Source organism: Mesorhizobium ciceri WSM4083 (assembly GCF_000519305.1).
Taxonomy (GTDB): domain Bacteria; phylum Pseudomonadota; class Alphaproteobacteria; order Rhizobiales; family Rhizobiaceae; genus Mesorhizobium; species Mesorhizobium ciceri_B.
On the sequence record NZ_JAFG01000003.1, the window covers coordinates 757,209 to 780,600 of the forward strand.

General features: G+C 62.2%; 20 protein-coding genes. 9 read left to right on the top strand and 11 right to left on the bottom strand.

The window, feature by feature from the left end:
• Positions 1 to 38: 38 nt before the first annotated feature.
• The 5 genes from MESCI2_RS0103835 to MESCI2_RS0103855 form a co-directional block, all read right to left on the bottom strand.
• Positions 39 to 1,313 (bottom strand): flavin-containing monooxygenase, encoded by a 1,275-nt coding sequence (locus tag MESCI2_RS0103835; protein ID WP_027035398.1) that lies wholly within the window; start codon positions 1,311 to 1,313, stop codon positions 39 to 41.
• Positions 1,314 to 1,466: 153 nt separating this feature from the next.
• Complete coding sequence (locus tag MESCI2_RS0103840; RefSeq protein ID WP_027035399.1) at positions 1,467 to 3,071, bottom strand: GMC family oxidoreductase; 1,605 nt, start codon at positions 3,069 to 3,071, stop codon at positions 1,467 to 1,469.
• A gap of 76 nt (positions 3,072 to 3,147) precedes the next feature.
• A complete protein-coding gene (locus MESCI2_RS0103845) occupies positions 3,148 to 3,951 on the bottom strand; it encodes an ABC transporter ATP-binding protein (RefSeq protein WP_027035400.1) in 804 nt (267 codons plus the stop codon).
• Between the two features lie 13 nt (positions 3,952 to 3,964).
• Complete coding sequence (locus tag MESCI2_RS0103850) at positions 3,965 to 4,831, bottom strand: ABC transporter permease (protein ID WP_024503974.1); 867 nt, start codon at positions 4,829 to 4,831, stop codon at positions 3,965 to 3,967.
• A gap of 129 nt (positions 4,832 to 4,960) precedes the next feature.
• Positions 4,961 to 5,950, bottom strand: a complete 990-nt coding sequence (locus MESCI2_RS0103855; RefSeq protein WP_027035402.1) for an ABC transporter substrate-binding protein — start codon at positions 5,948 to 5,950, stop codon at positions 4,961 to 4,963.
• Here MESCI2_RS0103855 and MESCI2_RS1000000138405 point away from each other — a divergent pair.
• Positions 5,886 to 6,104 (top strand): hypothetical protein, encoded by a 219-nt coding sequence (locus MESCI2_RS1000000138405; protein ID WP_197031524.1) that lies wholly within the window; start codon positions 5,886 to 5,888, stop codon positions 6,102 to 6,104. The two genes, MESCI2_RS0103855 and MESCI2_RS1000000138405, sit on opposite strands and share 65 nt — an antisense overlap.
• A gap of 517 nt (positions 6,105 to 6,621) precedes the next feature.
• Here MESCI2_RS1000000138405 and MESCI2_RS0103865 read toward each other — a convergent pair.
• From MESCI2_RS0103865 to MESCI2_RS01000000134200, 6 genes are all read right to left on the bottom strand, one after another.
• Positions 6,622 to 7,443, bottom strand: coding sequence for a carbohydrate ABC transporter permease (locus tag MESCI2_RS0103865; RefSeq protein ID WP_027035404.1), 822 nt, complete (start codon positions 7,441 to 7,443; stop codon positions 6,622 to 6,624).
• Positions 7,444 to 7,445: 2 nt separating this feature from the next.
• Positions 7,446 to 8,312 carry a carbohydrate ABC transporter permease gene (locus MESCI2_RS0103870; protein ID WP_027035405.1) on the bottom strand — a complete coding sequence of 289 codons (867 nt, stop codon included), beginning with the start codon at positions 8,310 to 8,312 and terminating at the stop codon, positions 7,446 to 7,448.
• Between the two features lie 56 nt (positions 8,313 to 8,368).
• Positions 8,369 to 9,694 carry an ABC transporter substrate-binding protein gene (locus MESCI2_RS0103875; protein WP_027035406.1) on the bottom strand — a complete coding sequence of 442 codons (1,326 nt, stop codon included), beginning with the start codon at positions 9,692 to 9,694 and terminating at the stop codon, positions 8,369 to 8,371.
• Positions 9,695 to 9,746: 52 nt separating this feature from the next.
• The gene (locus MESCI2_RS0103880; protein WP_050596482.1) at positions 9,747 to 11,246 is read right to left on the bottom strand and encodes a putative N-acetylmannosamine-6-phosphate 2-epimerase; all 1,500 of its coding nucleotides are present in this window, start codon (positions 11,244 to 11,246) and stop codon (positions 9,747 to 9,749) included.
• Positions 11,247 to 11,377: 131 nt separating this feature from the next.
• Positions 11,378 to 12,127, bottom strand: a complete 750-nt coding sequence (locus tag MESCI2_RS0103885) for a GntR family transcriptional regulator (protein ID WP_027035408.1) — start codon at positions 12,125 to 12,127, stop codon at positions 11,378 to 11,380.
• Between the two features lie 131 nt (positions 12,128 to 12,258).
• On the bottom strand, positions 12,259 to 13,098 hold the full coding sequence (locus MESCI2_RS01000000134200) for an IclR family transcriptional regulator (RefSeq protein ID WP_197031502.1): 840 nt from the start codon (positions 13,096 to 13,098) through the stop codon (positions 12,259 to 12,261).
• A gap of 40 nt (positions 13,099 to 13,138) precedes the next feature.
• On the opposite strand from MESCI2_RS01000000134200, the gene MESCI2_RS0103895 reads away from it, so the two are divergent.
• From MESCI2_RS0103895 to MESCI2_RS0103930, 8 genes are all read left to right on the top strand, one after another.
• On the top strand, positions 13,139 to 14,242 hold the full coding sequence (locus MESCI2_RS0103895) for a succinylglutamate desuccinylase/aspartoacylase family protein (RefSeq protein WP_245270205.1): 1,104 nt from the start codon (positions 13,139 to 13,141) through the stop codon (positions 14,240 to 14,242).
• The gene (locus MESCI2_RS0103900) at positions 14,232 to 15,170 is read left to right on the top strand and encodes a threonine ammonia-lyase (protein WP_027035410.1); all 939 of its coding nucleotides are present in this window, start codon (positions 14,232 to 14,234) and stop codon (positions 15,168 to 15,170) included. The genes MESCI2_RS0103895 and MESCI2_RS0103900 overlap by 11 nt, the downstream gene beginning before the upstream one ends.
• A 159-nt stretch (positions 15,171 to 15,329) precedes the next feature.
• Positions 15,330 to 16,349, top strand: coding sequence for a sugar ABC transporter substrate-binding protein (locus tag MESCI2_RS0103905; RefSeq protein ID WP_027035411.1), 1,020 nt, complete (start codon positions 15,330 to 15,332; stop codon positions 16,347 to 16,349).
• Positions 16,350 to 16,465: 116 nt separating this feature from the next.
• Complete coding sequence (locus MESCI2_RS0103910; RefSeq protein WP_027035412.1) at positions 16,466 to 19,009, top strand: ATP-binding cassette domain-containing protein; 2,544 nt, start codon at positions 16,466 to 16,468, stop codon at positions 19,007 to 19,009.
• Between the two features lie 11 nt (positions 19,010 to 19,020).
• Entirely contained in the window at positions 19,021 to 20,043 is a 1,023-nt protein-coding gene (locus MESCI2_RS0103915; protein ID WP_027035413.1) for a Gfo/Idh/MocA family protein, read from the top strand.
• 10 nt (positions 20,044 to 20,053) lie between these two features.
• Complete coding sequence (locus MESCI2_RS0103920; RefSeq protein ID WP_050596449.1) at positions 20,054 to 21,028, top strand: ABC transporter permease; 975 nt, start codon at positions 20,054 to 20,056, stop codon at positions 21,026 to 21,028.
• On the top strand, positions 21,025 to 21,831 hold the full coding sequence (locus MESCI2_RS0103925) for a creatininase family protein (RefSeq protein ID WP_027035415.1): 807 nt from the start codon (positions 21,025 to 21,027) through the stop codon (positions 21,829 to 21,831). Before MESCI2_RS0103920 ends, MESCI2_RS0103925 begins: the two co-directional genes overlap by 4 nt.
• Positions 21,831 to 23,357 (top strand): aldehyde dehydrogenase family protein, encoded by a 1,527-nt coding sequence (locus tag MESCI2_RS0103930; protein ID WP_027035416.1) that lies wholly within the window; start codon positions 21,831 to 21,833, stop codon positions 23,355 to 23,357. The genes MESCI2_RS0103925 and MESCI2_RS0103930 overlap by 1 nt, the downstream gene beginning before the upstream one ends.
• Positions 23,358 to 23,392 lie beyond the last annotated feature (35 nt).

Sequence of the window (23,392 nt, forward strand, 5' to 3'; positions counted from 1 at the left end):
CAGGCTCGAGGTCGGGACCTCCGTTTGAGGTGCCGTGTCTATGCCACCTTGGTCTCGCGCTTTGCGGACGCATGGTAGGCCAGGTACTTGCGCTGCGTGGAAATATGGTCGGCCACATGCTGGGCGTCGTGCCAGACGCCCCAGATGAAGCTCGACCCCCTGCGCGATTGCCAAGGCAGGCCAAGAAAATAGATCCCGGGCTCGGTCGACACACCGCGCTGATGCTTCGGCTTGCCCTTTTCGTCGAACACATCGACCTTCAGCCAGTTGTAATCAACGGTGAATCCCGTCGCCCAGATGATCGAACCTATCCCGGCTTCAGCCAGGTTCAGAGCGAGAATGGGATCGGTCATGCATTGCGGGTCCGGCCCGATTTTGCGGGCCTCGGGCTCCGGGGGAAGGTCGAGGCCGTTGCGGGCGACATAGGCATCTGCCTCGTCCAGAACCGACATGTAATTCGCATCGCCGCGCGCGATATTCTTGGCCAGATCGGGCGCGAAGGTCATGACACCGTGCCTGCAGGATTCGGTCCGGCCAACCAGCGTCATCCCTTGCGCGGCAAGGCGCCGGAAGTCGATCGTCTGGCCGCCCCGCGCGCCGCTTACCGCAATGGTGACATGTTCGGTGCCCGGAGCCGGCGCCTGCGCGTCCCATTTGCCCAAAACGCCCAGCCACCAGCAGAAGTCACGCTCGCGATAGGCCCGCGGCGGGCGATCATGCGGCCCGACCGAGAGGTAGACGCGGCGTCCCGCACGCTGGAGTTCGTCGGCGATCTGCACCCCCGAAGACCCGGAGCCGACCACCAGCACCGCCCCTGCGGGCAGCTGGCCGGGATTGCGATAGGCGCTGGAATGGATCTGCATAGGCCCGGCATCCCCGGGAACGACGGCCGGGATAACCGGATGCTGGAAAGCGCCGGTGGCGGCAACCACGCTCCTGGCCTCGATCACGCCATCCGAGGTTTCGACACGGAAGCCGGGACGGCCGACAAGCCTTTCCACGCTCCTGACCTCCACGCCGCAGCGGATGGGGGCAGCGATCATGTCGGCGTAAGCGACAAAATAGTCGGCGACCTTCTCCTTGCCGATAAAGGCATCCGGACCGGCATTGGGAAATTCCATGCCGGGAAAACGGTCATGCCAGGCGGGACCATTGGCGACCAGCGAGTCCCATCTTTCGGTGCGCCAGCGTTCGGCGATACGGTCCCGCTCGAGGACGAGATGAGGCACGCCGCACTTGCTCAGATGCTCGCTCATCGCCAACCCCGCCTGGCCGCCGCCAACAACAAGCGTGTCTACTGTTTCGACTGGCATTTCAGCGGCCCTTTCTGGCTCTCCCGAGAGTTTCTGCGGATGCGGCGGAGGTCTGATCATTGGTTTACTGGAGGGACCGGACAGCGAAAATTACGATTTCATGTGGCAGTGGTTAGCTTGTCCCTAAATGCCGAATTGGCTGCGCGCAGACGGTTACGCCAGTATTGCCATGGCCGCCTTTTCGCCAATCATCATGGAGGGCGCATTGGTGTTGCCACCGATCAATGTCGGCATAACGGAGGCATCAGCGACGCGCAGATTGTCGAAACCGCGCACCTTGAGGCCGGCGGGATCAACCACCGCCATGGCGTCGTTGCCCATCCTGGCCGTGCCAACCGGATGATAGACGGTAAGAGCCTCGGCACGCAGATAGGCGAGAATCTCGCCATCGGTGTTCACGTCGGGCCCAGGCAGGATTTCCGGTCCGCGGATGCCGCCGAAAACCGGCGAAGCAAGGATCGAACGCGCGACCTTTATGCCTTCGACGAGGGTCAGGGCATCCCGTTCGTCGCTGAAGAAGCGATGGTCTATGAGCATGTTGCGGCGAGTGCCGTCGCGCTGAAGCGTGATTTCGCCGACGCTGCCTGGTCTCAACACACAGGTGTGCACGGCATAGCCGTGGCCATATTCGACGAGCCGACCGCGATGGCTGCGATAGCCCGGCACGAAGTGGAACTGAATGTCGGGTATGCTCCCGGCATACTTCGTCCTGGCAAAGCCGCCGGCTTCGACATAGTTGGTCGTCAGCATGCCTTTGCGCCGGGTGAAATACTGGAACGGCGCCGCCAGCATCGCCGGAAGATTGGCGAGCGAAAGGCCGAGCGTCTTGCGGCTGTTCGATCGCACCGTGATCATGCCATCGACATGGTCGCGCAAGTTCTTGCCGACGCCCGGCAGGTTCGCGACCGGTTCAATCCCCGCTGCTTTCAGCTCCCCGGCCGGGCCGACGCCGGAAGCAAGCAGAATGCGTGGCGATCCGATCGCACCCGCGCTGAGGACCACCTCGGCTCGACAGCCTAACCGTTGGGTTGCGCCGTCGTTGATCACGTTGACGCCGGTGACGCGCCCGCGTTCAATCGTCAGATCAAGAACCTCGACGCCCGACAATATCCGCAGATTCGAGCGGCCGAGAACCGGCCTGACAAAGGCACTGTAGGCCGAGAAGCGCTCGCCTCTGTTCTGGGTGACGTTATAGATGCCGAGGCCCAGTTGGCCACCGGCATTGAAGTCGCGGTTCTCGGGCAGGCCTACGCCTCTGCCCGCCTCTACCCACAACCTGGATACGACATTGGGATCGCGCGGATTGTCGACCAGCAATTCGCCGTCGAATCCATGGTAGGCGGGGTTCTGCAACAGGCAGTTCCGCTCCAATTTCTTGAACACCGGCAGGACATCGGCATAGGACCATCCGGCGCAGCCAAGCGCTGCCCATTCATCGTAGTCCTGCGCGGCGCCACGAATATAGACCATCGAGTTGATCGAACTCGACCCGCCAAGAAGCTTGCCCCGATTGACCGGTATGCGGCGGTTGTTGAGCAGCGGCTGCGGCACGCCCTTGTAGCCGTAGTCGAAGTTCGGATTGCCGTAGAGCGAGAGAATGCCGGCCGGCACGCGCACCCTGGTGCGGTCGTCGCTACCGCCCGCCTCGATCAGGCAGACACGGTTGGCAGGATTGGCGCTCAGCCGGTTGGCCAGGACACAACCAGCCGAGCCCGCTCCAATGATGATATAGTCGAATTCCGCGGTCTCGATGCTCATGCCATTCCTGTTTCGTGATCCACCCCGAAGACCGCCGACATCTTCCCGAAACCGAGGTCACTTTGGGCGACATGCATCAGTGCTCGTCGTCTTCGTCGTTCTTCAAGAGCTCGAGGATTTCACGCTTCATGGCGATGAAGTTCGGCTCCATGACCAGATCCATGCTGCGCGGACGCGGGAGGCCGACGCGGATTTCCTTCTTGATCTGACCGGGCCGGCCGGACATGACGAGCACCCTGTCCGCCAGCAGGATCGCCTCGTCGATGTCATGGGTAACGAACAGGACCGTCTTCTTGGAATGATCCCAGATCCTCAGCAGAAGCTTCTGCATGCTGTGACGGGTTTGGCTGTCGAGCGCTCCAAAAGGTTCATCCATCAGCAGCACGTCCGGATCATTGGCGAGCGCGCGGGCTATCGCAACGCGCTGCTTCATGCCGCCCGACAGCTGAGACGGGTAATGGTTGGCGAACTTTGCCAGACCGACCTCGTGGAGAAAATGCTCGACAATGGCCCTGCGCTCGGCCGGCGCAATGCCCTTCCGCTTCGGGCCATATTCGACGTTCTGCGCCACTGTAAGCCAGGGAAACAGCGTATAAGCCTGAAACACCATGCCGCGATCCGGGCCCGGCTCGGTAACTGGCTTGCCGCCGACAACGATCATGCCGCCGGTGCGCTCCTCGAGACCGGCGACGAGATAAAGCAGGCTCGACTTGCCGCAGCCGGATGGGCCGACGATCACACAGAACTCGTTGGGCACGACGTGAAAGGAAATGCCGTCCAGCGCGAGCACCGCATTGTCACCCTTGCCGTAGCGCAGGACCACATTGTCGATGCCTATGTCGGAACTCTTTGGTTTCGTCGTAAGATTCAGGGCGTCCATGTGTGCGCGTTCCTCAATTGGCCCAGGGAGCGACGAGGCGGCGGATGCCCCGGAACAATTGGTCGGTACAAAGACCAAGGATGCCGATCATGGCGATGGCCATGAAGATCACGTCGACCTGAAAGCCGCGCATGGCTTTGAGCGAGATGTAGCCAAGTCCGCTGCGGGCGGCGACGAGTTCGGCCACAACGAGATAGGTCCAGGCCCAGCCCATGGTGACGCGCAGCACATCCAGCACGCTCGGAAGCGTGGCCGGAAAGACGATGTGGAAGACCGTGTCGCCTCGTTTCGTGCCGAGCGTATAGGCTGCGTTGACGAGGTCGCGCTGGACGCTGCGGGCGCTGTCGGCGATCATGACGAGCTGCTGGAAGAAGACGCCGAAGACGATGACGGCAACGCGCTGCTCGATGCCGATGCCGATCCACAGGATGAAAAGCGGCACGAAGGACGTCACCGGCAGATAGCGTATGAAATTGACCAACGGCTCGAGAACGGCCTGGACGATGCGATAGGTGCCCATCGTCAATCCAAGCGGCACCGCAACGATGCTCGAAAGGACGAAGCCGATCAACACCACCTGGACGCTGGCGAAAACATGCTCCCACAACGACCCGTCAAGCGCCATGCTGATGGTGGTGGACAACACGGATTCGGGGCGAGGCAGGAACATTTCCTTGACCGCTCCGGAATAGGTCAGCGCGAACCAGCCGCCGATGACGGCGATCCAGACCATGAAGCCGAGCGTGATGGAGAGAGAGCGCGGCACAGCCCGAAACGGTGTGGCGATGACTTTCAGGACCGATCGACCGGCCTGACCTTCTTCCACTCTCGCGGTCACGCCATTGCTGACCAGAGAGCTCGTGTTCGGTGCTAGTGTCACGGGATACCCTTTTGGGCCGCTTGGACCGGAGGCGAGGTCCGCCTCCGGTTCAGCCAAATCACTTTGCAAGGTCAAATTACTTCGCAGGCCAAGCTACTTTACAAGGCCAAGCTACTTCCCAAGGCCAAGCTACTTCCCAAGGAAGGACGTATCGACGAGGTCGTCGTACTTGACGTCCATCTTGAGCTTGCCGAAGCCGCCCCAGATATCGCCGCCTAGCTTGATCAGCTTGCCGGCTTCGCCACTCTCGCCACCGCCGAAGAATTCGGCATTGCGCTGCTTGCCGTAGAAGTTCACACCAGCGGCCGAGGAGGCGAAGTCCTTCGGATCCTTCAGCCAGCCGCCGACGCCTTTGGCCATGACCTCATACGCCTTCTCAGGATTCTCCTTGATGAACTCGTTGGCCTTGTAGAGGCCCTTCACCAGCGCCTCGACATCTCCCGGATTCTTCGTGATGTAGTCGCAGTTGAGCGCCACCACATCGACGATCAAGCCGGGCGTCTTGGAGGAGTCGATCAGCACCTGTCCCTTGTTTTCCTTCTTGGCCAGCGTCAGATGCGGTTCCCAGGTGACGGCAACGGGAATGCGGTCGGCCATGAAGGCGGCGGCGGCATCGTCCGCCGTCATGTTGGTGATCTTCACATCGGCCTGGGTGAGACCCGCCTGCTTGAGCAGGATATTGAACCAGAACTGCGACACTGACCCCTCGTTCAGCGCAACGTCCATGCCCTTGAGGTCGGCGACGCTCTTGACCCCGCTGGGCGCGAGCACGCCATCGCCGCCATGGCTGTCATCGAGCGCATAGACCGACTTGAAGCAGACATCCTTCGAACGATACTTCATGATCTCGTCGATGGTCGAGGCGCTGCCGTCGAGCTCGCCGGCGGCAACAGCCGCCATATACAGCGATGCTTCCTCGATGATTTCGAGCGAGACATCGAGCCCACCTTCCTTGAAGTAGCCCATGTCACGGGCAAGGAAGAGCGGCCCGTATCCCACCCAGGTGGTCATGCCCAGTTTCAAGCTGCCAGCTTCGGCGTGGAGGTTCACCGATATGGCGCTGAGCGCAATGCCGGCCATAAGCGCGGCCCGGCGAAACTTCGAGATTATTGTCGTCATCACGTTCCCCTGTTTTTCTGAAGTCGGGCGTTATCCCGGCCCGAACGAAACCCGCTCCGGATGCATCGCCGAAGCCTGTCGCCTGACGTTTTTTCTTGTTTTCTTTCAGCCGATGGCGGAGCAAAGCACGTTGGGTGCGCTGCACAAATTATGATTTTCAGTAGTTCGGCTTAGGCTGGACCTAACCAGACCGCGCTGCGTCTGCGCCATCGCGATCTCGCCATCAGCAAGCTGCGCCATTTCTTCCTCGCTCAGCTTGGGAGCACCTCGATCTATTCCCAGACTCCAGCCTTAGGCCGCGCTAGCGATCATGGACCCGATATCTGCTGAGCAACTCCGGGAAAGCGTATGGCGGCCTTCCGTCGGTTGGCCGGGCGCCAGATCGAGCGTCGGTCGGTCGGAGCTTTCGCCGTCATAACCGCTCTCGACACTGACGAATGCGATGACCATGTCAGCGCCGGCTGTGCCCTGCTCGGCTGGCGCGAGCAGCGCACCGCGTTCCTGCGCGATCCCGCTCGTCCCCCGGAACATCGATCTGGATATCGGCGCCGGCGAATTTCCGGCAGATCCGTCCGGACGGCTGATCAGTCTTTTCGGGATCGAGTCACCTGGCCCGACGCGCTGTCGGATAGGGTTGTCCAACTTGTGAGAAAGACGAACTTCTTCTTGCTTTAGCCTTTGACCGCTCCAGCGGTCATGGATCCTGATATCTGCCGATACATCACAAGCCCCAGCAAGGCCGGCGGCAAGGCGCCCAGCATCATGACGGCGGAAGCGGTTCCCCATTTTACGCCACCGCCGCTCGCGGCGAAGAAGAACGACGCGCCGACCGTCATCGGCACGGCACGGCTGGTTGTCAGCATGAGGCCGAAGAGGAATTCGTTCCAGGCGGTGATGAAGCCGAAGATGAAGGTTGTGACCAGCGCCGGTCGGATGACGGGTCGGACGATCATCATCATCACCTGCAAGGAACTTGCGCCATCGACTTTCGCCGCCTCGTCGAGTTCGACCGGTACATCTGAAATCGCGTTCACCAGGATGACGAGCGCAAGCGGCGCGTTGACGATGGTCAGGATTAGCCCGAGCCCGATCCGCGTATCGAGCAGGCCCAGCCACTGGTACATCATGTAAAGCGGGATCGCGAAGATGATCAGCGGCACGGCGCGAAGATTGATGACGATCGGCAGGACCAAGCGCTTTCCCGCCTCGCTGCGCGCGATCGCATAGGCAGCCGGGAACGCGAGCACGATCGCAAGGCCGGTTCCAATCAGCGCCGCCACGGTGCTGTTCAGCAGATAGGCATAGATGTTGAAGCGGCTGGTGTGCGTCAGGACCTCCAGGTAGTTGTCGAGCGTCGGCTGGCTGATCCACAAACCGGGGTTGGTCGAAAGCTCGCGCTGGCTTTTGAGTGATGTGATCAGCGTCACGACAATGGGGAAGTTCATCGCCAGCACGGCGATGGCAAAAACGATCCAGCGCAGTGCCCTGACCATCGTCAAAGCTTCCTGCGGCCGGCAAGCCGGTTAAGGCCGTGGAGAACGATGAACGACGCCACAAACAGGACAACAGAGGCGGCGACCGCCTTGCCGATAGCCCCTTCCTTGAAGAAGGCCTGGTAGATGTAGATCGACAATGAGGTTGTCGAGCCGCCAGCGCCACTGCCGGTCAGCGCGTAGACATTGTCGAACACCCGGAAACCGTCGATGAAACGGATGAAAAACGCGATGACCAGCGTCGGCTTCATCAACGGCAGGTCGATCCACCGAACGATCTCAAACGGTGATGCGCCATCGAGCGAGGAGGCTTCGCGCACGTCGAGGGGTATGGCCGAATAGGCCATGTAGAAGAGCAGGAAGGCGAAAGGCGTCCATTGCAGCGTCTCCACGACGACAAGGGTGCGGAAGGCATTGTTGATGTCGAGGAAAGCCGGGCTGTCGCCGAACCATTCGAAGAGATAGTAGGGGACGGGGCCCGCGAATTCATGCAGCACCAGCCGGTACATGAGACCGACCATGGCCGGCGCGACCATCAGCGGCAGCATCAACGGCGCCATCAGGACTGGTCGCTTGCCCAGAAGCGGCGCCAGGAAGATGGCAAGGAAAAGACCGATCAGACATTCCGCTGATGCGGTAAGAACACCGAAGCGCAGAGAGAACCAGGCCGAGCTCCAGAATTCGCGGTCGTTCAACACCGCGACATAGTTGCTGAAACCGCTCAAAACCGGACTGCGCAGCGTCTCGAATGTGACGGTCGAAACGGAATAGATCAGATTGACGATCGCCGGAAAGCCGAGGAACAGCAGCAGGAAGCCGACCAGCGGCGTCAGATACATCCTGCCTTCGGCACGTGTCACAAGGGCCATGTCGATCCGCCAAACGCGCCGGACACCGAGCCTCGACCCGGCGTCCGGCAAATGGTTCATTTCTTGAGAAGGTCCTGCATGCCCGCCTTGGTGTGGGCGAGCGCATCCTCGAGGCTCTGCTGGCCGGACCAGTAGCCGGTGAACTCCTTTGCCTGCAGCTCATAGACCGGGAGCGCACTCGCGGACGTCGCTCCGGTCATGACATAGCCGTACTTGCTGGCGAATTCGCCGAGCTTGACGAGGTCGGGACGTTCCTTCGCAACCTTGGCCACGACATCGGGAGACAATGCCGGCGAACCGCCGCTGCGCGCATAGAGCAAGGCCGCATCCTCGGTGGCGAGCCACTTCAGGAACTTGACGGCGCCTTCCTTGTTCTTGGCGTTCTTGTTAAGGCCCAAACCAAGGCCGTGGATATGATCGGCGCGTCCGTCGGGACCTGCCGGTGGTGCGACGATCCCGGTCACCTCGGCGACGGCCGGGGATTTTTCGGTGCTGGTCAGATCCGCCGCCGCGGCATTCCACTGCAGCGCCGTCGCGGCCTGGCCGGATGCGAAGGCCGCGTTGGTTTCCGCATATTCGTAGCTCAGCGAATCCTTGGGCGAAGACCCGGCATCATAGAGTTTCTTGTAGAGTTCGAGGCCGGTCTTGTAGGCATCGGAATCCACCGTGACATTGCCGTTCTTGTCCATCCAGTCGCCGCCGTAGGAGCGCGGCAGGGACTGGAAGACCATCATGTTGAACAGCAGGTTCTTCATCTGCAGGACCGTGCCATAACGCACCGGGCTGTCGGGGTTCACCTGCTTGGTGAAATAGAGGGCGGTGGCCGCCCAGTCGTCCCAGGTCCAGCTGTCCGGGTCTTTCGGCTGCAGCGGCTTGCCGAGATATTTCCGGGCGATTTCACCATAGGTCTTCCTGGCGGCGTCATCCCCGATCAAGGCGTCGACGAGATCCTTGCGGTAGTACATGAAGTGCAACGAAAGGTCTGTCGGCACGCCGTATTGCTTGCCGTCGAACTGCATCGTCTTGAGAACGGATTCGCCGAAAACCTTGGCCGCGTCCGCGCCAAGATCGACCGGCTCCATATAGGGCGCATAGCGACCGAGTGAGTAGGTGGCGACGAGGTTCACGTCGAAGGCACTGGATCCGGCCGCCATGTCGGCCTGCAGCTTGTCGTAAAAGCCTTCGCGGTTGAAGAACAGCAACTCCACCTTGTCGGCATCACTTGCCTGCTTGTTGTAGGTTTCCACGGTTGCCCGCAGTGCGGTTTCCTCGGAGCCGCCAGGCCAGCCGAGCACGGTCACGGTTGCGTTGGCAAAGGTCGGCAAAGCCGTCCCCGCAAGGAGGGTGGCCATAAGCGCAAAAGACGTCTTGCTCAATTTCATGATCGTTCCCTTCTTTTTTGATGATTTTTGCATGGCATGACCGGGCGCGCCGTTACCTTGCCCATTCGGCAAGATCGGCAACACCGATGACGCCGGCGTGGCCTGCGAGCTTCGCCGCTATGAGATCGGAGGAAAGGCGCGGTGGAACGTCGCTCAGATGCGCGCGCACCCGGTCGAGATAACCTTCGGCAAGACCGATACTGCCGCCGACGACGATCGATTTCGGATCGAACATCATCTGAATGTCCCGGCACAGCGTCGCGACCCGCGAGGCGCTCTGCGAGACGATGGCGCCGGCCCAGGCCTCGCCCTTCAGCGCACGCCCGAACACATCGACGGCGTCGGCCTTGAAGCCGGCCTTGAGGGCTTGCGAAGCGATCCAGCGGCCGGAGGTGCTGTCTTCGAACGGAGCCCGGTCTTCAGACAGGCCACGGATCAGACCGAAGTGACCGGCTAGACCGGACAGCAATCGGCCGTTGCAGACGATGCCGCCGCCAATTCCGGTCGAGATGGTCAGAAAGACGATGTCGCGACCTTGCCCGGCGCCGAATTTGTATTCGCCCCAGGCAGCTGCCTGGGCATCGTTGAACGCACAGACCGGCTTGCCGAAAACCGCGGATGCCCTTTCGACCAGCGGGTAGTCATCGGGAATGCCAAGCGTCGCCGGATTCAACGCCGACCAGCGTCCATCCTCTACCAATCCGGTCACCGCAATGCCGATACGGCTGAAGCGGCTCGACCAGGCCGACGTACTTTGCGCAAGGGATGCCAGCCAGGCGTCGGGTCCAGCCTCTCGCGCGGTCGGCACGATCATGTCCTCGATCACCTTGCCGCCGCTGACCAGCGCGGCCATGGTCTTGGTTCCCCCGATGTCGATGCCCAAGACGGATGGGCCCAGAACGGTTGGGCCCAGGACACTTGGGCCAAGCACGGTTTGCGCGCCCCTCGCCGCATAGGCGTCGGAAAGCGCCTGGTGGAACCATGAGGTGACGTGCTCGGTACGGGTGATCGCCGAGCCGACAACCACGGCACAGGCGCCGGCGCGCGCGGCGGCAGCCGCCTGCTCAGGCGACCGGATACGCCCTTCGGCGATGACGTAGGGGCTCAGGGTTCGCATTTGAGCGACGAGGGCGATGTCCGGATCCTCCGGCTCCGGCCCGCCGACATAGCCGGAAAGCGTCGTGCCGACGAAATCGACACCCGCGGCAAGGGCCCGGCGCGCATCGTCAAGGCAAGAGCAATCGGCCATGGTCAGCTTGTTCCTGGCCTTGACGGCTTTCACAAGCGCTTCGACAGGAACGGGACGGACACGGTCCGTCGCATCGAAAGCGATGATATCGGCGCCCGCCTCGGCCAGGGCCTCGACATCGGCCAGATAGGGTGTGATGCGCACGGGGCTGTCGGTGAGATCGCGCTTGACGATACCGATGACCGGCACGCGGACGGCCAGGCGGGCGGCCGCGACATAGGGCACGGATTCGATGCGCAGGGCCTTGGCTCCGGCTTCAACAGCGGCCCTGGCAAAGCCTGTCACGAATTGTGCACTGTCCATCGGGCCGCCGGGAACCGGCTGGCAGGACACGATGAGACTGTTGGCGATGTCTTGTCGCTGCACGTCGGCACTCCCCTGTCGCCATCACGATAAATGGAAAATACCAGATTACAACCAGTTCATAACTGGTATTACCTTTGCAGCTCGAAGACGAAATCGTAGACGTCGCCCTTGTATCGTGTCTCGCAGTATTCCACGATCTGTCCGTCGGCGAGAAAGCAGCGGCGCTCGGTCATCAGCAGTGGTGCGCCCATCTCGCAATGAAGGTGCTTTGCATCCTCCAGCGATGCGCCGCGCGAGCGCATGCGCTGGATTGCCCTCTGAGGCAGGAAGCCGCGTGCATCGAGCGCTTCATAAAGGGAATTCTGAACCATCTCGGGCGAAGGAAGGAAGCGAACCGGCACGGCCGAAACCTCGACGGCGATTGGCGCACCATCGGCTGTCCGCACACGACGCATGCGAACCACATTGGCATTGCCCGCAATACCCAGGGCCATCATTTCGGCTGGGGATGGACGGCTTATCTGCCTGGAAAGCCATAGACATCCAGGCTTCAGGCCGCGCGCCAGAATATCCTCCGAAAAGCTCGTCAGCGTCGAAAGCGATTTTTCGACCCGCGACCCGATCTCGGTTTTGGAACCATGCCGGCGATTGAGCTGCCCTTCCTCTTCGAGCAACGCCAGAGCTTTTCTCACGGTGACACGCGAGATCGACAGGGCTTCCGCCAAAACCCGCTCGCCCGGCAGAACCGCGCCGGCTTTCAATGCATTGGAGCGGATCGCTGCCTCGATCGCCGATTTCAACCGTCTGTAAAGCGGCACATCGGACGCCGTCGCTTCCATTTCCCGACTGACAAGCCCGATCAGGTTCACGGTTGTCATTGGCTTTCCTCCCGCGCGAGAAGCACCCAGGATCAAAACATTCCTGACTGGACCTATACTGGTATTATCAAGCCGGTGCAAACGGCCCGTGGGACGATGCTTCGTCCGCGGCCTCAGCGCACCACGATCCCTTAGCGAACCCGCGGTGACAGCTTCATGGAGATGCGATCGCAGGCAGCACGCAGGACCTCCAGAGTAAAGGCATGGCGGCTTTCACGCGTATGGCGATTGATATAGGCGACGATAATGGAGGCGACGGCGCTGCCGTCCGGCCCGATGACCGGACAGCAGATATCGGTGATGCCGACGAAGTCGCGGCTCTCGCGCATCCAGTAGCCGTCCGCGCGGATGATACGAAGCTGCTTTTCCAGCGCGTCTCGATCCAGCGGCGCCGGCGAATGCGCCGCACATTCATCGATCATCCGCGCCGCGACCTTTGGCGGCTGGAAGGCAAGTATCACATGGCCGGAGGTCGCGTCGGTAGCCAGGCGGCCGTAGCCGAGGCGCAGCGTGAACGCCATGTCCTCGCCGCCGGGAACGGCCGCGGTCACGACGGTCAAGCCATGGTTGAAGACCACCAGGTGCGGCGACTGATTTGAGTCCCCGGCAATCCGCGTCAGTTCGGGCATGGCGGCGGACATGAGATCCTGAGCGCTCGGCGTGTGCAGCCCCAGCTTGAAAAGCTTGTCGGTCAACGAATAGGCGTCGGTCTCGGCGTTGCGCTCGATATATTGTCGCTCCTGCAGCGCGATCAGCATCCGGAATATCTCATTCTTCGAACGGCCGAGGCCTTCCGCGATCTCCTTCATCGTCAAGGGCGCCCGCGCCTCCGCCAGCAGCTCCAGGACATCCAGGCCCTTGGTCAGCGCCGGGGCCGAATAGGTCGGTTTGCCACTCTCTTTTGCGTCATCTGCCATTCGAAGAATCCCCGGTGGTCCCGCACGATAGAGACAAGAAATCGGAATTGCCATTGGTTTTATATCCAAACTTGACACCATATATAAAACTGACATGATGACGGGGACAATGAATTTCGAGGCCGACCCGATGACCGTCCAGAGACCTGCAAACACTGTCCGCGCGACCATCATTCCCCGGAACAACAGTGTTTACACGTCGGTCGATTTCGATCGCGAAGGCAAGCAGATGGGCTTCTTCCATGTGCCCCAATCGCCGCACGATGATGCCTGGGGCACGGTCCGCGTTCCGCTCGCCGTCATCAAGAACGGCGACGGCCCGACGGTCCTGATCGAGGGTGGCAACCACGGCGACGAATATGAGGGACCGATCGCGCTCGGCGAGCTTCTGCGCGAGATCGATCCACGGGATATTGCCGGTCGCATCATTGCGATTCCGGCCATCAACATTCGGGCTGTCGAGGCCGGCACCCGCACCTCCCCGGTCGACGGGTTGAATTTCAACCGCAGTTTTCCGGGCGATTTCAACGGCACGCTGACAAGCCAGATCGCGGCCTATGTGCATGACATCCTGTTTCCGAAGGCCGACTACTTCCTGGATCTCCACTCCGGCGGTTCGTCCCTGATGATCCTGCCGAGCGCGATCATCGAGCCCTCCCCGACCGCGCAAGGGCATCGCAAGAACATCAAGGCGACACTCGCCTTCGGGGCACCGACCGTTGTCATGGTCGACAATCTCGGTGAAACCCGGACTTCGACCGCGTCCGCCAACCACCAGGGGCTGATCGTCATCGGCAGTGAGATGGCCGGCGGCGGCCTTGTCAGTCAAGACGCGCTGGCCATCTGCCGCAGGGGCATCCGCAATGTGCTGAAACATGCAGGCGTCCTGAAAGGCGCGCCTGACATTGCCCCTGGCGCCAACGCACGCGTGCTCAAGGTGCCCGGAAGCGAAGGCTATCTCCTTTCCGAGGAGGACGGTGTCTTCGAACCCTTGAGCCCGCTCGGCAGTGCCGTCAGCAAAGGCGACCTTGCCGGACGCATTCACTTCCTCCACACGCCGTCACGCGCGCCCATCGATCTCCTTCACCCCATCGACGGCATCGTTTTCGCCAAGCGTCAGCCCGGCCGCGTGCGTCCGGGGAATTGCTGCTTCGTGCTTGCCAACGAATATCCGGAGGCACTGACCGATGAGCCATGAGGACATCATGGCGGCTGCCCGGCGCATTGCCCCCTTCATACGGCGCACCCCTGTCGTCAAGCTCGACCATGCCACGGGCGCAAACCTCCAAAATGATGTCTATCTGAAACTCGAATGCCTCCAGGTGAGCGGCTCCTTCAAGATCCGGGGCGCCACGAACCGGGTGAAAACGCTCGAGCCGAGCCGGATCGAAAACGGACTGGTCGCCGCATCCGGCGGCAATCATGGCCTGGCCACCGCCTATGTGGCTGCCCAGGCCGGCGTTCCCGCCACCATCTACCTGCCGAACAATGCAAGCCCGCTGAAGGCGGAAAAGTTGCGCAAATGGGGCGCTGACGTTCGCTTCGCAGGCAATGTCTGGGATGAAGCGCATGAGGCGGCATTGGCCGAGGCAAAGGCGAGCGGCGCCTTCTACATGCATCCCTTCGCCGATGCGCAGATCGTGTCCGGTCAGGGAACCGTGGCGCTGGAGATGGCCGACCAGATTCCCGATGCAGACATCTACATCGTCGCGATCGGCGGTGGCGGCCTTATCAGCGGCATGTCCGAAGTCCTGAAGCACGTCAAACCTGAAGCCAGGATCATTGGTGTCGAGCCGACCGGTTCACCGACCCTTCACGCCTCCCTGGCTGCCGGCCGTGTCGTTCGCTTGCCCGAGATAACGACGAAGGTGGCGACCATGGCCTGCGGCCGCACGGACGAAAGCATCTACGAGATCGTCGCCAAGCACGTCGACGACATCGTCCTTGTCGAGGATGCGGACATGCAGAAGGCCGCTGAATTGCTCTGGTTCGAATTCGGCATCGCCGCCGACCTCAGCGGCGCGGCATCGCTGGCCGCGTTGATGAGCGGAGCTTTCAAGCCACCGTGCGGCGCCCGCATCGCCGGGCTTGTCTGCGGCGCCGGTATCGAAGGCCTGAACGGCTGAGGTTGAGAAAGGCCGGTCCACGCAGGACGCGGCCCTGACATGGATACGGCACGAGTGCCGCGGAATACCGCCGGAATGCCTGTCGCTGGGACGGTCGTCGTGCGGGACATGAAAAAGAGGCGAAGAATCGTCCTGTCGCAACAAGAGGAGAACTGAAACATGCGCGTTTCCCTGAAAGCATCCATTGCCCTGCTTGCACTCGCCATCGCAACGCCCTCGCTTGCCGCGGAAAAGGTTTTGGGGCTTGCGGCAATCGACCTGCAGAACTCCTTCTTCGTCCGCATGAAGGAAGCGGGCGACGTGGCTGCCGCCGACTATGGGGTGAAATCCACCTGGCAGAGCGCCGAGGGCAGTCTGGAAAAACAGGTCAGCATCATCGAGAATTTCATCAATCAGGGCGTCAGCGCGATCCTGATCGATCCGATCGACAAGAATGCGGTCATTCCGGTCATCCAGAAAGCCACCGCCGCCGGCATTCCGGTGATCACCATGGGCAACAAGGTCGAGGCCGGCTCGAACTATTCGACGCTCTATCCGGACTACGACAACATGTCGATGGTTGCCCGCGCGCTCGGCAAGTCGCTTGGCGGCAAGGGCGAAGTCGCCCTGCTCGTCGGTTCGCGTGGCAACTTCGTGTCCGACACGCGCGAAAAGGGCTTTGTCGAAACCCTGAAAAAGGAGTTTCCGGACATCAAGGTCGTCGGCATCGAGCCGACCGGCTGGGACGCAGCCAAGGCAACCAATGCCGCCCAGACCTGGCTCACCACCTATCCGGATCTGAAGGCCATCGGCTGCATCTCCGACAGCCTTTGCCTGGCCGCCGATTCCGTTGCCAGCTCGATGGGAACCCAGTTGCTCTACGGTGGCTATGACGGCGACGCCGAGATGAAGCCGCTGATCGACGACGGCAAGATGGTGATGGACGTGCTGACCGGCGCCTATCGTGTCGGCTACTGGAACATCGCCGTTGCCGCTCGCCTGGCCAACGGCGAAAAGCTGCCGCAGGATCTCTACATGCCGACCTATTTCGTGACCTCGGATGCGACGGCCGCGAAGCTCAAGGCCGATGGCCTCACCTTCGAATACATCAACACCGACAAGGAGGCGGTGGAAGCCAAGAACTATACCGAGCAACTCGGTCCCAAGGTTCCGGCGACCGCCATGACCCTGGCAAAGTAACAGCCTGAAGGCGGCTCAAGCGCCGGATGACATATCATCCGGCGTCCCCTTTTCCTGACGATCGCCGTCGCCGCTCCGTGGTGACCGCGCATGATGCTCGATAAGAGGACCGACCCATGTTCCAGTCCTGGACCTCTCCATTACTGCGGCGCAACGAACCGGTTCTCATCGCGGTGCTGCTGCTCGCCATCGCCGTCTTCGGCTGGATCGATCCGCGCTTTCTGTCGACCGGCAATCTTGTCAGCATCGCGCAGCAGAGTGCGGTCATCGCCCTCATCTCTTTTGCCATGACGGCCGTGATCATCGCGCGCGGCATCGATATTTCCGTCGGCAGCAACCTCGCCTGTTCCGGCATCGCCGCGGGCCTTGCCTACACGGCAACCGGCTCGGCGAGCTTGAGCCTTCTCGCCGCGATCGGTGGCGGTGCCGCAATCGGTCTGCTCAATGGAGCGCTGATCGGCTTTGCCGGCATCTCCCCCTTCATCGCAACGCTCGCCACCATGGCGTTTGCGCGCGGGCTGGCGCTCAGTCTCTCCGGCGCATCCAGCATCGCGGTCGCCGATCCGATCCTGCTTTTCGCGGGGCGCGAGACGATCGGCCTGCTGCCGGTCTCCGTCATCATCGCCGCCATCTGCCTGGGGCTCTGGTGGTTCGTGCTCAATCGCACGGTGTATGGGCGCTGGATCTATGCGATCGGCGGCAATGCGGGAGCAGCGCGAGCCTCTCTGGTCCCCGTCGACCTGGTGCGCATCTCCGTCTACCTGATTGCCGGTGCGACAGCCGGGCTCGGCGCGATTCTCACCATCGGCCGCCTTGGTTCGGCACAGCCGCTTGCCGGCACCGGCCTTGAATTTACAGCCATTACAGCCGCGATCATCGGCGGCACGAAACTGTCCGGCGGCCAGGGCTCGATCTGGGGAACGGCGATCGGGGCGCTGCTGCTGGGCGTCATCAACACCGGCCTGTCCTTCCTGCAGGTGCCGCAGATCCTGATCTATTTCGTCACCGCGAGCCTCATTCTGGTGGCTGTTCTCACCAGCCAGCCGGAGAGTGTCGCCGCCCTGTTCAAGGCCGGTGGCCGCAAGTCCACCCCGTCGCCCCGCAACACTGCCGCAACACCGGTCGGCAAACACAGCATCGCCTTGCGCGGGCTTGGCAAGTCTTTTCCGGGCGTCAAGGCACTCGACGGTGTCAGCTTTGCCGTCTCGGCTGGCGAGGTGGTGGGACTTGCCGGCGAGAACGGGGCCGGGAAATCGACACTGGTGAAGTGCATTTCCGGTCTGCATCGCCCGGACGAGGGTGAGATCGTCATTGACGGCAACGCCGTCCAGTTCCACTCCCCCAGCGACGCCAAGGGCATCAGCGTCATCCATCAGCATTTCAGCCTTTCGCCGGACCTGACGGTGGCGGAGAATCTCTTCATCGGCCGCGAACCGCACACCCGCCTGGGATTTCTCGACCGGGCCCGGATGCGGCGCGATGCGAAGGCCATCATGGACGAGCTGTCGCTCGATATCGACATTGGCGCGGAGCTGCGAACGCTTTCCGTCGGGCACCGGCAGATGGTGGAAATTGCCCGTGCCGTTCTGTCCGATGCCTGGTTCTTCATCATGGACGAGCCGACCAGCGCGCTCTCCAACCGCGAGCGCGACCAGCTCTACGACCTGATCGACAGGCTGAGAGCTCGCGGCGCCGGCATCCTCTACATCTCGCACAAGATGGAAGAGATCTTCAGCCAGTCCGACCGCGTGGTCGTTCTGCGTGACGGACGCTTCATCGGTGAGCGCCAGACCCACCAGACCAGCGAGGCCGAGATCGTCTCCATGATGGTCGGGCGCGACGTCGGCGACATCTTCCCCTATCTCGAAACGCAAGTCGGCGTAACCGCGGTCGAGATCAGCAACATTTCCGATGGCAAGCTCTTGAAGTCGGCCACGCTCAGCGTGTGCAGGGGCGAAATCGTCGCGCTCGCCGGCCTGATGGGCAGCGGCCGCTCCGAAGTGCTCAGGCTGATTGCCGGCCTCGAACCCATGCATGGCGGCACGCTCAGAATTTTCGGCGGGCAGCAGACCGGCGGCGACACCAAGGCCGCCAATCGCGCCGGCATCGTCTACATACCGGAAGACCGGCATCTGGAAGGCTTCGTCGGCACGATGTCGATCAGGGATAACCTGTCCCTCGCCTGGATTCGCGACAACAGTCAATTCGGCCTGCTGAGACCTCGCCGCATCCTGGCTCTCGCGCGCGATCTGATCGGCTCACTCGGCGTGCGGCCGGCCCAGCCCGACAAAATGACCATCGAGCTTTCGGGCGGCAATCAGCAGAAGGTCGTCATCGGCAAATGGCTTGCCACCAAACCGAAGATCATCCTGCTCGACGAGCCGACACGCGGCGTCGACGTCGGCGCTAAGTCCGAACTCCATCACCTGATCGCTAGATTGAAGGCCGAAGGCGCGGCGATCCTCATGGTGTCGAGCGAGTTGCCCGAGGTTCTCGGCGTGGCCGACCGCATCGTCGTCATGCGCGAAGGCCACTCTGTCGGCACGCTGGCGCGTGGGGCGACGGAAGAAGACGTGATGACGCTGGCTTTCGGTGATCGCACGATCACACCACCAGCCTGCGCACCCCGGCCAGCATCCAACCTTGCACCATGCCTGTGAGGAGAAACCCTTTGAGCAAGTTGAAGATCGCCATCGTCGGTGCCGGCTACATGGGCCTCCTGCATGCGCAGGTGGTTGCCGCTAGCCCTGTCGCGGAACTGTCGGCATTCGTTGATCCGAATCCTGCCTCGGGAAGCAAGGCCGCGTCCGATTTCGGTGCCCGCCATTTCCGCGATGCCGCCACCGCGCTGGCCGCCAATGCCGCCGACGCCTACATAGTGGCGGCACCCGACACGCTGCATGAAGACGTCTGCCGCACGCTGCTCGATGCCGGCAAGCCGGTGCTGCTCGAAAAACCGATGGCTCATGATCTTTCCGCTGCCAAGGCGATTGCGAAAGCGGCGCAGAGAAACGGCGCGCGTCTGTTGGTCGGCCACATCCTGCGGTTCGACCCGCGCTATTGCGAAGCCGCGACAGCGGTGAAATCCGGGCGGATCGGCGAGCCGATCCACGGCAGCAGCGGCCGTTTCACCAATCGCGAAGTCGGTCTTCGCATGAACGGAAATTCGAGCGTCTGCTTCTACCTCGGCGTGCATGACGTGGATGCGCTGCAATGGATCTCGGGTTCGGACATCATCGCCGTCTACTCCCGCCCGGTCGCCAAGCTCATGCCTTCGCTCGGGGTTCGCTCCGAAGACGCGATCTTCTCCACCGTCGAGCTGTCGAACGGAATGAGCGGACAGCTCTACTTCGGCTGGACGCTGCCACCGACCGTTCCGACCGGCATCTGGGCACGCACGGAAATCATCGGTACCGAAGGCATGATCGACCTCGATGTGCGCGACCATGGTCTGCGCATCCTGTCGCGGGGACAGTGGTCGCAACCCGACGCCCTGCACTGGCCGACCGTCAATGGCCGTATCACCGGGGATCTCTTCGAGGAGGTCCACCATTTCATTTCGGCGGTTCGCGACGACACCCCTTTCGTGATGCCGCTCGGCGACGCCCTTCGCGCCGTCGCCGTCAACGATGCAATCCTGCGCAGCGTCAAATCAGGCCTGCGCGAACCGGTCGAAGATTGGCACATCCGATGAGAGAACCCTCATGACCCGCCAACAGAACATTTGGTGCAGGCGCTTTCTCGACCTCTCGCCGTTGATCCTGCTGGTCTTCCTGCTGACGATCTTCGCCCTCATCGACGCCCGCATCGTTTCAACCGCCAGCCTCATCAACATCGTCGCCCAGGCGACCCCGATCGCCATACTGGCGCTTGGCGCCCTGATCGTTCTGCTGACGGCAGGCATCGACCTGTCCGCCGGCGTCGGCGTCGCCTTCTGTGCCGTCTTCATCGCCAGCCTGATCGACGGCGGCGCCGGCCTGCCGCTTGCCCTGCTCGTCGGCTTTGCCGTGATGGTGGTGATCGGCCTCGCGAACGGCGCCGTTATCGCACTGTTGAAGATACCGCCCTTCGTGACGACACTGGCCACAATGGTCGCGCTGCAGGGCGCAACGCTTGCCGTTGCCTCCAAAGGCGTCCTGATGCTGAAGGATCCGACGCTTCGCACAATCGGCATCGAACGCAGCTTCGGCATTCCCAATGTCATCTTCGCAACACTGCTGATCGTCGCCGTAGCAGCAATCTTGATGCGGCACAGCCGTTTCGGGCTGCGTACCTATGCGCTCGGGTCGGATGCCGGGGCCGCGGAACTTGCCGGCATCCCGGTGACGAAACACACGATCCTCGTCTATTGCGCCTCCAGTATCTTCGTCTTCCTGACGGCTGTGATCATGATCAGCCGGGTGCCTGTCGTGACGCCCAATATCGGCGGTACCTCGCTGCTTCTGGACGCGATCGCCGCTGCCGTGCTCGGCGGCACCAGTATTTTCGGCGGCAGGGGAACGGTGTGGGGCGCGGTCGTCGGCGCCCTGATCGTCAGCCTGCTGACGACGGCGCTTCGGGTGTTCGGCACGGACCCGTCCAGCCTCGAGCTCTACAAGGGGGCAATCATCATGGTCGCTCTCCTGGCCGATTCCGGCATGACCTACGCCAAGGCCCGGCTTGTCGAGGCAGCACGATGAACGAGCCAGCTCCGGCCTTGCCGATCCCGCATGGATCCAGCTTTGCGGCGATGACCTCGCCGGATGCGGAAAGACACGCGACAGCCGGCGTGCATAAACCCGTCGTCATTCTACCGCTCGGCGCTGTCGAGCAACATGGCCCGCATCTGCCGCTCGGCGTCGATTGCTGGCTTGCGGAAGCGGTTGCGCTCGCCGCGGCGGAAGGACAGGCCTCCATCCGTGTCGCCGAACCTTTCGCCTATGGCTCGTCCGAGCATCATCGCTCCTTCTCCGGCACCATGAGCCTCAGCCCGCAGACCTTCATCGCCGTTCTCGTCGATCTCTGCACCTGCCTTGCCGAAGACGGCTATTTGCCGGTCATGCTTAACGGGCATGGCGGAAACCGCGCCGCGATCCAGGTGGCGATCACCACCCTTGGCCAGCGTGGCATCGTCACCGCGGGTTTCTCGTATTTCGATCTCATCGCCGACGTGGCGGCGCAGGCTCTGCCCGACATCGCCACGGGCACCGGTCACGCTTGCGCGCTTGAAACATCGTTGATGATGCATGTGCTTGGCGACAGCGTTCGCCGCGATCTCATCCCGCCAGGCGGCACTCCGCCATCCTGGCCGGATCCTCACCTCTACGCCGCGCCGGCCGTCACCGTCTGGCGCCGTTTCGAAGCCATCCGCGACAACGGCGTCATCGGTACGCCGTCGCAGGCGAGCGCGGAGGCCGGCAGCAGACTTTTCATCGCAGCCGTGGAGCGCAGCCGCGCCGCCATTTTGAACATCCAATCCGAATTCGGCCAAAGGAACGCATGATGACAGTTCATTTCAAATCTTCTCTCGACGGTCCCAACCTGCGCGGCATGGCGATCGTCTCGGAGCCGGAAGCAGCCGGCCGCATCGGCATCAACCGCATTGGCGGCGAGTGGATTGCCGGCAGCTCCGGCAAATTCCTGAAAATCGATAGCCCTTCGACGGGCGAGCATCTCGGCTATCTCTCCCTTTCCACCCGCGCCGATGTCGGTCGCGCGGTGAAAGCCGCCGAAGGCGCACGCGAGGCCATGCGCAAGATGGGAACCTTCGCGCGCGCTCAACTATGCATGCGCATTGCCGACGCGATCGACAGGCGCGCCGAGGAGCTGGCGCGCCTGCTCTGCCTGGAACAGGGCAAGCCCTTCCACAGCGAGGCAAAGGCCGAAGCGTCGGCAGCAGCTCTCGGTTTCCGCAATGCGGCAGAGCAGATGAAATGGCTGGAGACGGCGGCGTTTCCGCTGGCCGATGCCAACAAGCGCGCCTTCAGTTTTCTGCAACCGAAGGGCGTCTTTGCCATCATCACGCCCTGGAATTTCCCGCTCGCCCTGCCCTGCCTCTATTATCTCGGACCGGCCGTCGCAACGGGCAACACCGTCGTCTGGGTGCCCGCGCCGACGACGTCGCTGATTGCCACGGCACTTGTCGAATGCTTCATCGAGGCGGGCCTGCCGGACGGCGCTATCAATCTCGTTCTGGGTGACGGTGCGGAGGTGGGCGACGAGGCGGTCGTTCATCCAGGCACCCATGCCATCAGCTTCACCGGCAGTTCCGCCACCGGCGCGACGATCGCCCGGCGTGGCGCGGGCAAGCCGCTTCTGCTCGAAATGGGCGGCAACGGTCCGACCATCGTCCTGGCCGACGCCGATATCGACATGGCCGCCGCCCAGGTGGGAGCCGGCTGCTTTGCCAATGCCGGGCAGATCTGCACGGCCACCGAACGCGTGCTGGTGCATAAATCCGTCCACGACCGTTTCATCGAAGGTCTCGTGAAAGCGGCCGCGAAGGTGAAAATGGGCGACCCTTTCGATCCCGCGACGACGATGGGTCCGATCAACAATGCGGTGGCCGTCGACAAGGTGCTCAGCCACATCGCGGACGCCCGCGCGCGTGGCGCCGAGATCGTCACCGGCGGCAATGTGGCAGCGGGTTTTGCCACCAATCTCTATTTCGAGCCGTCGATCGTCACAGGACTGACCCGGGAAAGCCTGCTCAATGTCGAGGAATCCTTCGGGCCGATCGCACCCGTGCTGACCTTCGAGACCGACGAGGAGGCGATGGAACTTGCGGCGTCCAGCCCCTACGGCCTGTCGGCCGCGGTCTTCACCAGCACCATCAAGAACGCCTTTGCCTTTGCTGAAAGCCTGAAGGTCGGCATCGTCAACATCAACGAGATGAGCTGCTATTGGGAGCCGCATATCCCTGCCGGCGGCGCCGCCGGGACGCAGAGCGGCCTCGGCCGCACCGGGGGTCGGCACACGCTGATGGAAATGTGCGATTTGAAGACGATTACCTTGGATATCACCCGCTGACATCCAAGCCCGCGCCTTGTGCGCGGGCTTGCCTC